8 protein-coding genes are annotated in these 15,679 nt (G+C 58.7%); 4 read left to right on the top strand and 4 right to left on the bottom strand.

The genetic code is table 11. The annotated features are described in order from the left end of the window. Nucleotides 1-6: 6 nt before the first annotated feature. Both ACIOU6_RS05945 and ACIOU6_RS05940 read right to left on the bottom strand, forming a co-directional pair. Nucleotides 7-1,353, bottom strand: coding sequence for an HlyD family type I secretion periplasmic adaptor subunit (locus ACIOU6_RS05945; protein ID WP_221732724.1), 1,347 nt, complete (start codon nt 1,351-1,353; stop codon nt 7-9). Further along, nucleotides 1,354-3,090: a type I secretion system permease/ATPase gene (locus ACIOU6_RS05940; RefSeq protein ID WP_401134603.1), complete on the bottom strand. Its 1,737-nt coding sequence runs from the start codon at nt 3,088-3,090 to the stop codon at nt 1,354-1,356. Between the two features lie 316 nt (nt 3,091-3,406). Between ACIOU6_RS05940 and ACIOU6_RS05935 the strand changes: the two genes are divergently transcribed. Beyond that, the gene (locus tag ACIOU6_RS05935) at nt 3,407-4,105 is read left to right on the top strand and encodes a response regulator (protein WP_401134601.1); all 699 of its coding nucleotides are present in this window, start codon (nt 3,407-3,409) and stop codon (nt 4,103-4,105) included. On the opposite strand, the gene ACIOU6_RS05930 is transcribed toward ACIOU6_RS05935, so the two are convergent. After that, entirely contained in the window at nt 4,106-5,584 is a 1,479-nt protein-coding gene (locus ACIOU6_RS05930; protein WP_221732721.1) for a sensor histidine kinase, read from the bottom strand. A gap of 73 nt (nt 5,585-5,657) precedes the next feature. Here ACIOU6_RS05930 and ACIOU6_RS05925 point away from each other — a divergent pair, with 73 nt between their 5' ends. Further along, nucleotides 5,658-11,600, top strand: a complete 5,943-nt coding sequence (locus ACIOU6_RS05925) for a peroxidase family protein (protein ID WP_401134598.1) — start codon at nt 5,658-5,660, stop codon at nt 11,598-11,600. Nucleotides 11,601-12,193: 593 nt separating this feature from the next. After that, nucleotides 12,194-12,841: a hypothetical protein gene (locus ACIOU6_RS05920; RefSeq protein ID WP_221732769.1), complete on the top strand. Its 648-nt coding sequence runs from the start codon at nt 12,194-12,196 to the stop codon at nt 12,839-12,841. Between the two features lie 73 nt (nt 12,842-12,914). Here the strand turns inward: ACIOU6_RS05920 and ACIOU6_RS05915 are convergent, their stop codons facing one another. Then, nucleotides 12,915-13,733: an alpha/beta fold hydrolase gene (locus ACIOU6_RS05915; RefSeq protein ID WP_221732720.1), complete on the bottom strand. Its 819-nt coding sequence runs from the start codon at nt 13,731-13,733 to the stop codon at nt 12,915-12,917. Nucleotides 13,734-13,949: 216 nt separating this feature from the next. On the opposite strand from ACIOU6_RS05915, the gene ACIOU6_RS05910 reads away from it, so the two are divergent. Further along, the gene (locus tag ACIOU6_RS05910; RefSeq protein WP_401134596.1) at nt 13,950-15,656 is read left to right on the top strand and encodes a ShlB/FhaC/HecB family hemolysin secretion/activation protein; all 1,707 of its coding nucleotides are present in this window, start codon (nt 13,950-13,952) and stop codon (nt 15,654-15,656) included. Nucleotides 15,657-15,679 lie beyond the last annotated feature (23 nt).

Below are 15,679 nucleotides of genomic sequence, written 5' to 3'. Positions count from 1 at the left end.
TTCACTTCATTGCTCCTTGAACGCGCTGTTGACGCGGTCGAGCAGAGGTTTCAACAGGTAGCTGAGCATATTGCGCTCGCCGGTCTTGATGGTCACCGAGGCGGGCATGCCCGCACGAATGTGATTGCTGCCCAGCATGGCCATCCCGGCCTCAGTCACTTCGATCTGCGCCAGGTAATAGGGTTGTTTGTTGTCTTCACTCATCAAGCGGTCGGCAGAAATGGTCAGCACCTTCCCCGGTATGTTGGGCGTCTGCACATGGTTGAACGCGGGAAAGGAAATCATCACAGGCAGCCCCGAGTTCATGCGGTCGATGGCTTGCACCGGAATCATCGCGTCGATTTGCAACGGCTCATGGGCGGGGACGATTTCCATGATCTTGAAGCCTGACGCAATCACCCCGCCGACCGTCGACACGTTCAGGCCCTGAACCACGCCGTCGATGGGCGAGCGGATAACCGTGTGTCGCACTTGATAATCCAAGGCTTGCAAGCGATCGGTGAGGGCGCTGTTCTCCTTCTGCACATCGGCCAGCAGCGACTGCACTTCTTTGCGGTAGTCGTACTCGCGCTGAATGATGCGCAACTTGATGTCGGCGGCCTGGCCCCGAGCGCGGGCGATGTTGTTCAGGTTATCGGCCTGGGAGGCGTTCAGGTCGGAACCGGTGCGCTCCAGTTCCAGCATGCGATTGCGCGGCACATAGCCTTCGGCGGCGAGTTGGCGCACGCCCACCAGTTCCTGATTGAGGAAACCGATTTGTGATGAGCGGGCGTTGTAGACGCGTTGCAATCCTTTGACCTGCGCGTCGGCGGAATTGAGTGACTCACGCAGGATGTCCATTTCACCGGCCAGACTGGCGCGGCGTGTGGCGAACAGGTGGCGTTGCAGGCGAATTGCGTCGGCCAGATGATCGTTGTCGGCGTAGCGTTTGAGCATCAGCGGGTCGAACACCACATCCGGCAAACCGTCGCGCTCAGCTTGCAGACGGTTTTCCATGGTCTTGGTGGCGATGAACTGTGCGTTGACCACGCCTTGTTCCGAAAGCGCCTGAGTGGCGTCCAGCCGTACCAGTTCCTGGTCCTTGCTGACGTTGTCGCCTTCGCGCACCAGAATCGCGTCGATGGTGCCGCCGGTCTGATGCTGGATGGCCTTGCGGTTGCTGGTGACCTTGACCGTGGCGGTGGCGACAATCCCGGCATCCAGCGGCGCCAGCCACGACCAGAGTAAAAAACTGCCAAAGCCGACGATCACCAACAGCACGCCCCAGCGCGCCGGGCGCCGGTCGTCGACGTCAATCTCGGCCATTGCACGCACCAGTTCCTGGCCATGCGGGTCAACGCTCAAGGCACCCATTTACTCTCTCCCGCGCACGGCTGACAGGGTTGGCGCACCGACGGTCGGCAGCACGCTGGTTTGCCGTAGTGCGGCGAACACTTCTTCGCGGGGGCCGAACAATTGGGTGCTGCCTTCACGCAGCATCAGAACTTTGTCGACGGTGCCGAGGATGCTCGGCCGGTGGCTGATCAACACCGTGGTGCAGCGCCGCTGTTTCAGATCTTCCAGTACCTCGATCAGGGCTTTTTCCCCGGCGTCATCGAGGTTGGCGTTTGGCTCGTCGAGCACGATCAGCGAGGGCTCGCCATACAGTGCGCGGGCCAGGCCGATGCGCTGGCGCTGGCCCCCGGACAACGGGTTGCCGTCGACGTCCAGCGTGGTGTCATAACCGTGAGCAAAGCGCAGGATCATGTCGTGGACGCCGGCGCGCCGGGCCGCGACGATCACCGCCTCACTGTCGACTTCGCCGAAGCGCGCGATGTTGTCGGCGATGCTGCCTTCGAACAGTTCCACATCCTGGGGCAGGTAGCCGATCCACGGGCCGAGTTCCTGCTTGTTCCACAGATACACGTCGGCGCCGTCCAGACGCACTTTGCCGCTGAGCGCCGGCCAGATGCCCACCAGCAAACGAGCCAGTGTCGATTTGCCCGACGCGGAAGGGCCGATGATGCCGAGTGACTCACCGGGCGACAGGTTGAAATTGGGCCCGCGAATGATCGCTTGAGTCATGCCCGGTGCGCCGGCATGCAAGTGCTCGACCGAGATCATGCCCAGCGGTTTTTGCAACTTCATCGCATCGGCGCGGGCTGGAAATTCCTGCAGCAGATTCTTGAGCCGCGACCAGGCACGACGGCTGGTCAGCAGTTGCTTCCAGGCGCCGATCAGTTGCTCCACTGGCGCCAGCGCCCGGCCGCTGAGTATCGAACAGGCAATCATCATGCCCGGCGTAATCGAGCCTTCGATGGCCAACAACGCGCCGGTGCCCAGGATCAGCGACTGCAAGGTGATCCGCACGAAACGCCCAATGCCACTGATGTAGGCCGCCCGATCTGAGGCCAGGGTCTGCATTTCCAGAATCCGCAGATGGCTGCCGAACCAGCGACCGGTGATCGCCGGCAACATGCCCATCGCCTCAATGACTTCAGCGTTGCGCAGGTTGTTGTTGGCGAATGTGCCTGAGACCTGCGCCGCCATGTTGGCCTCGGCCAAGGGCTTCTTTGTGGCGATTTCGGTGAGCCAGGTCAGCGCTACCAGAATCAGCGAACCGCACAGGGTGACGATGCCCAGCAAGGGGTGAATCAGGTAGGCGACGAACAGATAGATCGGTGTCCACGGTGCGTCGAAAAAGGCGAACAGGCCGTTGCCGGTCAGAAACTGGCGAACCTGTGCCAAGTCCTGAAGTGCCTGAGCGGGGTTGCCCCCGGCGCGCTGCAAGTTGCGCTCGAACGCGGCGGTAAATACCCGGCGGTTGAGGGCCATGTCGAGGCGGTTGCCGACCCGGATCATCACGCGGGTACGCACCACTTCGAGCATCGCCAACAGGGTGTAGAGGCCGATCATCAGAATCGTCAGCATCAGCAGTGTGGTGACGTTGCTGCTGACCAGTGCCCGGTCATACACCTGCAGGATGTAGATGGCGGGCGAGAGCATCAGGACGTTGATCACGCCGCTGAACCCGGCCAACGAAAAAAAGGTGCGGCGCAGCCGGAAAAACACGTCGGCAAACTCGGATCGCGGGTGGTTTTTCTTGTCCATCGGGAAAGTTCCAATGCCGTGGCGTCATGTACCTCAGCGTAGGAGAACGACTGTTGGTCGGATTGCCTTCAGGTCCGGTTTTTCATTGGCGGTATATTTTTGACTGTTTGGAGTGCATTACAAAACAACGAGTTGCTCGCGTATTTTTCAGTCGCTTGTAATGAAGATTGCTTGTTGACGGTAAAAAAACGTTCGACTTAAGTCTGATTTTCGCGCTGGCGACACGCTCCGCCTCTGTCCACAGCCCGGCGTCCGAGCGGGTTAGCTGCTATTAATCAATGGGTGTCCGGCTGCTTGGTCCTTTCAGGAGCGCGTCATGAGTCCTTTCATCCGCATCGGCATTGCCGATGATCATCCCCTGCTGCGTGAGGGCGTCGCCAATACCCTGCGAAAGCGGACAGATCTGCAAGTCGTGGAGCAGGGCGGCAGCGCCGAGGAGGCGCGCGATATCGCTCAGCGGATGAGGCCTGACGTGATGTTGATGGACGTCAACATGCCGGGCGACGTGTTTGCGGCGGTGAAATTTATTTCCACGCAACTGCCGGAAGTGAAAGTGCTGATGCTGACAGTTTCCGAATCGGAAGATGACGCCTATTCGGCGTTGGAGGCAGGCGCGCGCGGTTACGTGTTGAAGGGCGTCAGCGGACCGGATCTGGTGCTGGCAATACGTTCGATTGCCAGGGGCGACACCTTTATCACCCCAGAATTTGCCAACAAGCTGCTGAGCAATTTCAAGAAGCATGAAGTTGAAGTGCGCAAGATCGACCTCACCCATCGGGAAGAGCAGATCATCCGCGAGGTTTCCAAAGGCCTGACCAATAAAGAGGTAGCGTCAAAGCTGTTCATCAGCGAAAAAACCGTCAAGTACTACATGACCTGCGTGATGCAGAAGTTGCACGCGCGCAATCGGGTGGAAGCGGTCACGGCGCTCAGGCGCCACTGGGAGCGCGAGGCTGTCGGCCGGTTGCACATGGGCTCGGCGCCAGCGCACCTGGATGCCCGCGGAGGCTCCTGATCACAGTTTGAGTTGTGCGCTGACCGATGTCCCTTCATCGGGGGCGGACTTGATGCTGAACACGCCACCCAGCGATTCCACGCGATAACGCAAACCGGCCAGTCCCAGCCGGTTTCTGTCGTGGGCGTCGACGACCAGCGCGTCTGCGGCCATGCCTGGCCCAGCGTCTTTGACGGTGATCAGCAGTGTCTCGTGTTGAAGGCTAGCGGTGATCGTCTGACCCTTGCCCTGAGCATGACGATAGGCATTGTTCAGGGTTTCCTGGACAAACCGGTAGACGCACAGCTTTACCGGAAGCGGCGCCGAGTCGGGTAGTGGCGCGATGTTCAACTGCACCTTGCTGCCGGTGCGCTGCTCATGTCGCTGGGCCACCAGTTGTAGCTCTTGCGTCAGAGTCAAATCGTTGATTTCCGGCAGGGCCAGGCCCCGGGAGAGATCGCGCACCTCACGCAGGGCATCGGTGGCGGCGCCGCGAATGGTTTCCAGTGACTCCTGATCAAGCGTGGTGCAGTGTTCGGCCAGGTCATCCAGGCGGATCAGAATCAGGGTCAGCAACTGCGCCGGGCCGTCGTGCAGATCAGCGCCAATACGGCGCAGGGTCAATTCGTTGATGCGGGAGAACTCTTGGGTCGCGGTGTTGATTTTGCGATGCAGTGCCGCATTGCTGACGCGCAGGCGGGTTTGTTCCAGCAGACGCATGCGCAGCGCCACCTGTTGGCGCTGGATGATCTGGTCGCCACGCCGGACGATGAAAAACAACAGCGTCAGCATGGCCAGGGTCGCAGTGCCGACGACCAGCCATACTTGTTGACGTATGCGGTTGATTTCCTGCTCCAGGCTTTCGGCTTTTTCGTAGAACTCGCCCACTGCGATGATTTTGCGTGTGTTGAACTCGCGCAGTGGTGCATAGATTTCGTAGAGCGGTACGTTGAGCTTGCGTTCGAATTCGTTCTCTTCCTGAGACAGATCCTCAAGGTCGGTGACCACGTTGCCCTTGAGCGCTTCGGCAATTTCATCCATGGGGAACTTGCGGTTAGTGATCGATTTGTCGGTGCTGTAAACCACCGTGCCATCCGCGCGCCAGATCTTTATCGAGACGATGTGTCGTTTCAGCGAGCGACTCTCCATCAGGCGATCCAGGGACTTGACGCTGGCGGGCGAGAGGTTGTTATCGCGACTCATCTCCTGCACGTAAGGCTCCAGAAACGCTTCCATGTAATGCGCGCCGGCCTCGGCCGCGCTTTGTACGGCGGCGCGTTCTATGCGCTCACTCACCAGTTTGCCGACGAAAAACATTGTCAGCCCGAGGATCAGTGCGGCGGCCAGCACAAACTGGGTGGAGCGGCTCAGATGGCGGGCGCGCAGCTTGATACGCCAGCGCCAGAGCCTTCTGTACACAGGTCTGGGTTCGACCAAAGTCTCAGACTCATCGGCGACAAAAGTCTCGGTTTTTGATTGGACTTTTGCATCTTTTGCCATCGCGTCGATTTCCTGATGATCGTGGTAAGTCGGTTGAAAAACTTTGCGAGCCAACGGATATCCGGAGTTTGCCATGTACCAGCTAAAGCGCTTTACCCTCAATGCCAACGATATTTCGTTCCTTGAACAGCAGGTGTCCTTTCCGACCATTCATATCGTCGGCTACAACGCCTCTGGCCAGCCGCTGTACGGCTATGACGGTTCGGACGGCAACGTCCATGTGCTTGGCCTGCTGGGCAGCTTCAATCCGCTGGACACTCCGCCCGGTGAAACGGCCTGGTACAACGGCGCCCGCGATCCGATCGGTCTGCGCGACGTCTCCGGCCACTTCAACAACTTGACCCAGGACGGCCAGAGTTGGGGGAGCTTCGAACAGAACTTCATCCGCCTGACCCATTCGGACTACACGCACTACGTCCATCAGAATCTGAGTAACGCCGCATTGACTGGCGCAGGCGTTCCGGCAGGCGCCACGCCCATGTCTGACAGTAGTTCACTGTATAGCGATCCGACAGCTTCAGTGGTGGACTACACGCCACGGATGATCAGCCAGACCATTGTCAGCGGCGGCGTCACATTCGCCACTGATGGCGCAGGCCATATTCAACACACCGCCGGTGGCGTGGCGATCGTCACCGATCCCGGGATTATCGGCACCCTCGGTGAGGTCGATACCAGCGCTCCGGATTCCGGCCAGTACTTCATTCGCAACCAGAACACCGTGTCGGGCGACCCGTCGACCACCGGCTGGTTCACTTTGTTCGGGCAGTTCTTCGACCATGGGCTGGACTTCATCAACAAGCCCAACCAGAACGCGACCATCACCATTCCGCTGGCGCCGGATGATCCGCTCTACGGCACCATCGGCCCGGATGGACAACCGGTTTACTCGATCAAGGTCCACCGCGCCTCGGTGGCGGAAGTGGACGGGCAGGGGGAGGCGCAATACATCAACCTCGACTCGCCTTACATCGATCAGAACCAGACGTATGGTTCTGCTGATTCGGTGACCCAGTTGCTGCGCCAGTGGGTAGCAGACCCCAACCACCCAGGCCAATACATCGCCGGTGCGGCATTGTTCGATGGCAATACGTTGAGTGATGAGGCCGCCTGGACGCTCAATGGCGTGCTCACCCATCAGACACTGCCGACGCTCACCGAACTGCGTGCTCACATAGCCGAAACCGGTCGTGATGACCTGACCTGGGATGACATCGCCAACTTCCGCGTGCGCGATGCCCAAGGCCATGTGCTTGATGCCGACCCCAACACGGCCGGCGTGCAGGCGGTTTATACCCGCGAAGCCATCCTGCTGGACATGAACCCGCACTTCGATGATGTGCATATCGACCAAGCCAAGTTGATGTCGCTGGATGCGCACATCACCAGCATCACTTTCGATGCGAACAACCCCTACGGCATGGTCTTCAACTACGACAATTCCGGGCCGAAGAATCTGTTCAGCTTCGTCAACTTTGCCGATTTCACCATCAGTGCCGCGCCGGGCAGCGCCGATTACGCGGTGGCCAACGAACTGCTGCTGGAGTCGGTGGGCGACCACTACATTGCCGGTGACGGCCGAGTGAACGAAAACTTCGGCCTGACCGCGATTCACCACGTCTTCCACGAAGACCACAATGTGCAACTGATCAACCTGCAGAACGAAGTGCTGGCGCAGACGGACGTCAATGTGCGGCACAACTGGCAGGTACAGGTCAGCAATGGCAGCGGCGGTTTCTTCAGCGACGCCAGCGGCAATTACACGTTGGCCGATGGCGTTACCGTGTCGTGGGATCAGGACAAACTGTTCTACGCGGCCAAATTGACGGTGGAGATGGAATATCAGCATGTGGCGATCGACCAGTACGCCCGACTGATCACACCCGATCTGCCGGAGTTCGTCAGCTATGACTCGGGTATTAACGCCAATATTTCACTCGAGTACGGCCAGGCTGCTTTCCGTTTCGGTCACTCGCAATTGCGCGAAACCATCGATGCCCTGGAAAAGAACGCCAGTGGTGGCTACGACCTGACCGGCGCGATCACTCACTATGCGCTGGAGCAGGCGTTCCTCAATCCCGGTGGTTTTGCCGAAGTGGGCCCGACCGCCATCGCGCTGGGCATGACCCGGCAAATCAGCAACGAGATCGATGAGTTCGTTACGCCGGCCCTGCAACAAGGCTTGCTCGGCCAGCCGCTGGATCTGGCGACCATCAACCTGGCACGCGGACGCGACCTTGGGTTACCGACCCTGAACCAGGCACGTCAGCAAATCCATGACGCTTTGATAGCCGAGCGTGCCTCGCCCGCCGGCACTCAACATCACACCAACCTGATCGTTGACAGCCTGACGCCCTATACCAGTTGGAGCGATTTCGCCAACAACATGATTCACCCCGAATCGCTGGTGAACTTCATTGCGGCGTACTCCTTCGACGGTGACGTGGCCCATGCCCAAGCCATCATCGACGCCGACCAGACCGGCGAAACGGTCAACTATGCCGGTGGCAGTGTCACCGCCGAGCAGGCGGCGTACTTCCTCTCCGGTGCGGCGGATCCCAACGGCAATCATGTCGAGGGTTACGACGGCTATAACTCGATTGACCTGTGGATTGGCGGGTTGGCGGAAAAACATGTGTACCTCGGACAATTGGGCACCACCTTCAATGCCATCTTCGAGGATCAGATGGAGCGGTTGATGGACGGTGACCGGTTCTACTACCTGTACCGCCTCGACCTCGGCTTGCCGGCCATGACCAACTTGAACGAGCAGGTGGTGACCGAGCAGTTCAAGGACATCATTGAGCGCACCACCGATGCTAGGCACTTGGCCGGGGACGTGTTCGGCTATGCCGACAGCTATATCGAGTTGAGCTACACCGACTCTGGCACCACGACAACGTCGTACAAGAGCGAGCACAAGTACGGCACCCTGATCGCAGCCAACCAGGTCGGTATCTACTCCACCGGCGGTGGTGGCGGGATCGGCGGTAACGGTTTGCTGGTGAGCCTGGTCAATCCGGAAACCCACACCGCTCAAACCTACATCCGTGACTACCGTCCCGATCAGGGCGAAAACCCCGATGGCACGGCGGCAGTGGGCTACAACTCCCACGAAGTGCTGGTCGGCACTGACTTCAACGACTGGATCGATGCCGGTGACGGCGACGATACGATCTACGGCGAGGGCGGTGACGACATCCTTGATGGCAAGGCCGGTGCCGACCACATCTATGGTGGTGACGGTAACGACATCATCTACGGCGGCGATATCGAAGACTTCCTTGATGGCGGGGAAGGGGATGACATCATTTACGCCGGGACCAGCGCCGGCGGGATTGACATAGTGATTGGCGGAGGCGGTAACGATCACCTGTATGGCGAGGCCGGGATCGACGAGATTTACGGCGGCGACGGCGATGACTACATCGATGCCGGTGGTGATACCGATCTGGTGCATGGTGGCGACGGTAACGATGAAATCTATGGCGGTGACGGTCCGGACATTTTGTTCGGCGATGACGGTGACGACATCATTTCCGGCGGTTCCACCGGTGACCAGGAATTCGGCGGGGCCGGCGATGACATTCTGCTGCCGGGCCTTGGTGGTGCACCCGGTCAGGGGGATGGCGACGAAGCCATTGGCGATATCGGGTTCGACATCGTCGCCTTCAGCGATGTGAACATCGCTCTGGATGCGGCCGCTGATCTTAACAATCAGAACATCGTGGCGGCGCCGGGCACAGGTGTGCTGTTCCAGCCATTCAACGCTTTGCTGACCGACATTGAAGGGCTGATCGGCTCACGTTTCAGCGACAGTCGTCCGAATACCGGCAACCCGGGCGCGCCTTTGGCGGGCCTGATCGGCGATGGCGCCGAGAACTGGCTGATCGGCGGTAGCGGTGATGATGTCATCCAGGGCAATGCTGGCAATGATGTGATCGTGGGCGACTCGATCAAGCTTGCGGACTTGAATCACTTGCTCGCCAGTCAGGGTTTCGACCAGCACTTCACCAGTCTGCAGGCGAGTCGTCCTGGCTTCATTCTGGGTGACAACCATGATGCGCCCGGTACGGCGGACGGCACAGCGGACACGGCGCTGTTCAGCGGCAATTTTGCCGACTACAGCATCAGCAAATTCACCGATACCCGGCCCGGTGGTGAGCTGATCACGGCGTTCAAAGTGGTGGACTTGCGCATCGGTGCCGCTAATGTCGATGGCACCGACATCGTGATCGGTGTGGAAAAACTGCGTTTCGCCGACCGTACGGTCAACCTCAACGTTAACAACCAGTTGCCGACCGGTAATGTGACGCTGTCCGGTTTCGCGACAGCGCCGACCACGCCGAGCCGTCCAGTGCCGGCTCAATACCGGCTGACCGCCAACACCTCGGCGATCCAGGATGCCGATGGCTTACCCGGGCCAAGCGGTTTCTCCTATCAATGGCAAGCGCTGGTGGGCGCGGCGTGGCTCAACATCTCCGGCGCCAATGCGTCGACGTTTGCGCCAACTTCCGCGCAGTTTGGTCAGCAGCTGCGCGTGGTCACCACCTACACCGACAACAACGGCACGGTGGAACAACTGACCTCGGATCCCTCTGAGGCGGTCGGGAGGTTTATTGAAGGTAACAACGGCTTCAACGTCCTGAACGGCACCAATTATCAGGACATCCTGCTGGGTTACTCGGGTACCGATGTGCTCAACGGGGGGCTCGGTGCGGATCTGCTGGACGGCGGTAGCGGCAGCGACATCATGCGTGGCAATGCCGGCAATGACACTTACATGGTCGACTCCAATGGTGACTTGGTGCAGGAGAGCCTCAATGAGGGCAACGACACAGTCATGTCTTCTGTCAGCTACACCTTGGGTGCGAACGTTGAAAACCTGACGCTGTTGGGCTCCGGCAATATCAACGGTACCGGTAACGAACTGGACAACATCATTACCGGCAACAGTGGCAATAACCGTCTCAGCGGGCTGGCAGGCGCTGACACGATCTTCGGCGGCGCCGGCAACGACACGATCCTGGCGTCGGTCAACGACGGCAACGACCACTATGACGGCGGCACGGGCACTGACACCTATGATCTGTCGGCCACTTCGGCGGCGGCCACGGTGGATTTGCAGGCTGGCACGTCAACCAGTACCCAGACCGGCAGCGACACCCTCACGGGTATCGAAAACGTCATCGGCAGTTCCGGCAACGATCACATTCAGGGTGATGGCGCCGCCAACCTGTTGCAAGGTCAGGGCGGTAACGACTGGATCGACGGTGGCAGCGCAAACGACATCCTGGTCGGCGGGCAAGGGCAGGACACGCTGTACGGTGGCCTTGGCAACGACACCTTCCAGGCCTCGGTCAACGACGGCAACGACAGCTATGACGGTGGTGACGGCGTCGACACCTATGACTTGTCGGCAACCTCGGCCGCAGCCACGGTTAATCTGGCCAGCGGTACGGCCAGCAGTTCGCAAACCGGCAATGACACCCTGACCGGCATTGAAAACGTGATCGGCAGCAGCGGCTCCAACAGCCTGATCGGTGATAACGCAAACAACGTGCTGATGGGGCTTGGAGGTAACGACACGCTCGTTGGCGGTGGTGGTAACGACACCCTGGTGGGCGGCGCGAACCGTGACACGTTGACCGGCGGGACCGGTAACGACATGTTTGTGTTCACCTCTACGGGCGATTCAGGGACGTCCACCTTGAGTCGAGACGTCATTACCGACTTTACCCAGGGAGAGGATCACATCGACCTGTCACAAATAGATGCACGTACCTCCGGCGGCGGATCTGGCGGAAACCAGGGCTTCACGTTCCTCGGTGAGTGGAATGGCGCGGGCAGTGAGTTCAACAACCAGGCGCAATTGAAATACCACTACGTCAGTGTCAGCGGTGTTGATCACACTTATGTGGAGGGCAATGTCAACAATGGCAATGGTGCTGACTTCCAGATCGATCTGGTCGGGCATGTTGCGCTGACAGCGAGTGACTTTATCGGCGTGGTTTGATTCATTAATATCAAAAGAGCGCCCCGCCAGGAACGGGGCGTTTTTATACCTGTAAATTGCTCATTTGCGCGCTTGAAAAGTATGACCAATTTCATTGGGTTAGTGTTGTAAATGGGAATGTCTCGCTATTGCTGTTGTCTCAGTAAGTTAACAGTTGGTGGATCCAATAAGTGCTGAGACATTATGTGTGGATAAAGCAGGCTAGCTATCATGGGCGTGACAGGGAGGTGACTGATTAGTTGTCGATTAATGAGTCGTTAAGAGAAACTGCCGTTTGTCGGTAGTTTGCCCGAAGATGGAACATTCAAGCATTATGAACCTCAGATTGTTCAGGACGTCACCCTTGGCGGCCGCGGCAATCGCAGAAAAGAAGTGGACTCCGAACCTCATGTGCATTCAGTGCAAATGAGGATTTTTTTATCTGAAATTCAGGGCGTAATAGTTGGTGTTTTGTGGGTGTGTCAGTTGAATCAACAGGTAATTAATACCGGCGATTCGATGGGTCTGTTGTGAGCGAAGTTAGAAAACTATTGGCAGAATTTAGTCTGTTTTGTGGCTGATCTGAGCAGTTGATTAAGTTGGAGAGCATGAGCGTGACAATAAATACAATGATGAGCCTGTTTGAGCAAAAAGAATTTATGGAGTTTCTGCGCCTGGGTGTCATATATGTTCATTTGGTGGCGTGTTGTGTGGCAATGGGTCTTGTGTTGACCAGTGATGTTGCGATGGTGAGTGACCTGTTAAAACAAAAAATATCCTCTGAACATGACAATGCTCATATGGAGAAACTGCAGAAGTCGGTGGTGGTTGCCCTCATAGGCTTGTGGCTGACCGGTACGGCGGTCGTCGGTATCGATTATCTGGATAAAGGCATGGATTACTTTATGAATCCAAAGCTGCAAGCCAAAGTGATCATCGTTGTGATGTTGAGCTACAACGGCGTCTTGTTGCATCGCCTGGTGCTGCCAGCGTTACAGAAGGCTGGGTCGCTGCTCCATCTCGGGTTCAGCGCAAGAATGCTCGCACTGTTCTGCGGCTCGCTCTCGGCAGTGTCCTGGATGTATGCCGCCATGCTGGGGGTCGGACGTCCGCTGGCGTGGAAGTACTCTCTTTCTGAATTGTTGATGGCGTATCCGGTCCTGATACTGCTTGGTTTCATAGTGATGTCGGCGTTGACGTACCGCGCTAAACGCCAGATGGAAGCGACTGAGCCGCAGTGGATCGAACTCAGCGCTCGCTGATCAACTGAAAGCCCGCTAGGCAAAAGTCTGGCGGGCTTTTTTACGCCTCGGCGAAAAGCAGGCGGTCCGGCACTCAGCGGCCCAGGAACGCCAACAGATCCTCGTTCAACGCTTGCGCATGAGTCACCGCAAATCCATGCGGCGCACCCTTGTAGACCTTCAGTTCGGCACCCTTGATTTGCGCGGCAGACTGTTTACCGGTGATGTCGAATGGCACGATCTGATCACCGTCGCCATGGATCACCAAGGTCGGTACATCGATCTTGGCCATGTCTGGGCGGAAGTCGGTTTCCGAGAACGCTGTGACGCAATCCAAGGTGCCTTTGAGCGAGGCCAGCAGGGCGACATTCAGGGTTTGCGTGAGCACGCCGTCAGAGACGTTCTGACCTTGATTGGTGCCATAGAACGGTGCGGCGAAATCGGCGATGAACTGCGCGCGGTCATGCAGCAGGCCCGCCTTGATACCGTCAAATACCGACTTGTCGACGCCTTGCGGGAAATCGGCTTTCTGGCCGAACAGCGGCGTCACCGCGCCCAGCAGCACCAGGCCGGCAACACGCTCGCTACCGTGACGGGCGATGTAGCGGCTGACATCGCCACCGCCCATGGAGAAGCCCACCAGCGTGACTTCACGCAGATCGAGGTGATTGATCAATTGCGCGATGTCATCGGCGAAGGTGTCGTAGTCGTAACCGGTCCATGGCTGATCCGAGCGGCCAAAACCGCGGCGGTCGAAGGCGATGGTGCGGTAGCCGCGGCTGCTCAGGTATTCCATCTGGTATTCCCACATGTCGGCATCCAGCGGCCAGCCGTGGCTGAACAGCACGGGCTTGCCGCTGCCCCAGTCCTTGTAATAGATCGCGGTGCCGTCTTGCGTGGTGAATGTGCTCATGGGAACTCCTTACGTGGCGAATGGATGCCGTGATGGCAGCGTTCACTATCGGCGTAAAGCTCAAGGGGGACTTGTACGCAAGTGCTCGATTATCGAATCCGACAGATCGGCGACAAGCTCCGAAAAATTGTTTCGACTTATGTTTGACGTCAAAATGATGGCGATATAACATCGCGCCATTATTTTGATATCACTCTCCGTTTCGAGGGATCGAACATGTACCCACCCGCCCTCGCGGCGAGGTTGTGCGTAGCTTTGCTGTGCCTGTCCGCGCTCCAAACCGCTTTTGCTGCCCCCACACCCGGTGAAACCGACCTGATCCGCGACCGCCAGAACCGTCTGCTCGAAGAGCAGCAGCGGCGTCTCGAAGAACTCAAGGATCTGCCCGGCAAGGACGCCAAACCTGCCCAACCCGCAGCGCCCACCGACACCCGTTGTTTCCCGATCAAGGATGTCGAACTCAAGGGCGCCGACAGCCTGTCCGAGCGCGACAAGGCACGCCTACTCAACCCCTACATCGGCGAATGCCTCGGTGTGCCACAGCTCAACGAGCTGCTCAAAGTCATCACCGACCACTACATTGAGAAAGGTCTGGTCACCAGCCGCGCGTACCTGCCGCAGCAGGATCTGTCCGGCGGCCATCTGAAGGTGCTGGTGGTCGAAGGCAAGCTCGAAGGCATGAAGGGCGCCGAGAACAGCAAGCTGTCGGAGCGCGAACTGGCCATGGCATTCCCCGGCAAGTCGGGCGAACTGGTCAACCTGCGCGAGATCGAGCAGATGGTCGATCAGCTCAATCGCCTGCCGTCCAATCAGGCAAAAATGGAACTGGCGCCAGGCAAGAACGTGGGTGGCAGCACGGTGCTGGTGACCAACACCCCGCAGAAACCCTGGCGTGTCGGGCTGTCGCGCAATAACGACGGCCAGCGCAGCACCGGCGAACAGCAGTGGGGCACGACGTTCGACTGGGACAGCCCGTTGGGCCTGGCCGATCAGTTGAGCCTGCGCGGCGGTCACGATGCGATGACCGATCACCAGCACACCTCCAGAAACGCCGTGCTCAATTACAACCTGCCATGGGGCTGGTGGAACTTCAGTTACACCTACAGCCAGAGCGAATACCGCTCGCAGATCGCCGCCAACGGCTACAACTTCAAACAGACCGGTGACAGCGAGAACCATCAGATCCGCGCCGAGCGAGTGATCCACCGCGACGCCGTCAGCAAGACCTCGCTCAACGCCGGTTTGTCCTACCTGCGCACCAACGCCTACATCGAAGACAGCAAGCTCAAGCTGAGCAGCAACCGCATCAGCGAAGCGCAGTTCGGCTTCAACCACGGCCGCCGTGTCGGCAGTGCGTTCGTCAACTTCGACGCCGGCATGCAGGAAGGCATCGGCGCGTTCGATGCGCAGGGCAGCCACGATCCAGGCCCCGGCGAACCGAATGCACGTTACCGCAAATACACCGCCACCCTGAGCTACTTGCAACCCTTCAAAGTGTGGGGCGAGTCCTTAACCTTCAGCAGCCTGATGACCGGCCAGCGCAGCGAAGACGTGCTGTTCAGCTCCCAGCGCACTAGCCTTGGCGGCTCGTCGTCGATCCGTGGTTACAAGGATCAATCCTTGTCGGGCGACAGCGGCGGTTACTGGCGTAACGATTTGCGCTGGGCACGTCCGGTGACCGCCGAATGGTTGCGCCCGGTGTTCGCTGAATACGGCACCAGTCTGGGTTATGACCAGGGCGTGATCCGCGGCGATCGCTACAACGGTAATCAGCACGGGCGCATGTCGAGCAACTCGCTGGAACTGTTCGCCCGTGGCGAGCACGTCGCCGCCAGCGTGACGTTTGCGCACTCGCTGGAACGCCCCGATGTGCTGACCGAGCGTGAAGCACCGATCTATTTCCGCCTGGATTTTTTCCTTTAATTTTCGCCCGCCCCGAGATTCTG

Origin of the sequence: Pseudomonas sp. NPDC087615 (assembly GCF_044743445.1) — a bacterium.
Lineage (GTDB): Bacteria > Pseudomonadota > Gammaproteobacteria > Pseudomonadales > Pseudomonadaceae > Aquipseudomonas > Aquipseudomonas baetica_A.
The sequence above is the reverse complement of the archived record's forward strand: the minus strand, read 5'-3'. Positions and strand labels throughout refer to the sequence as shown.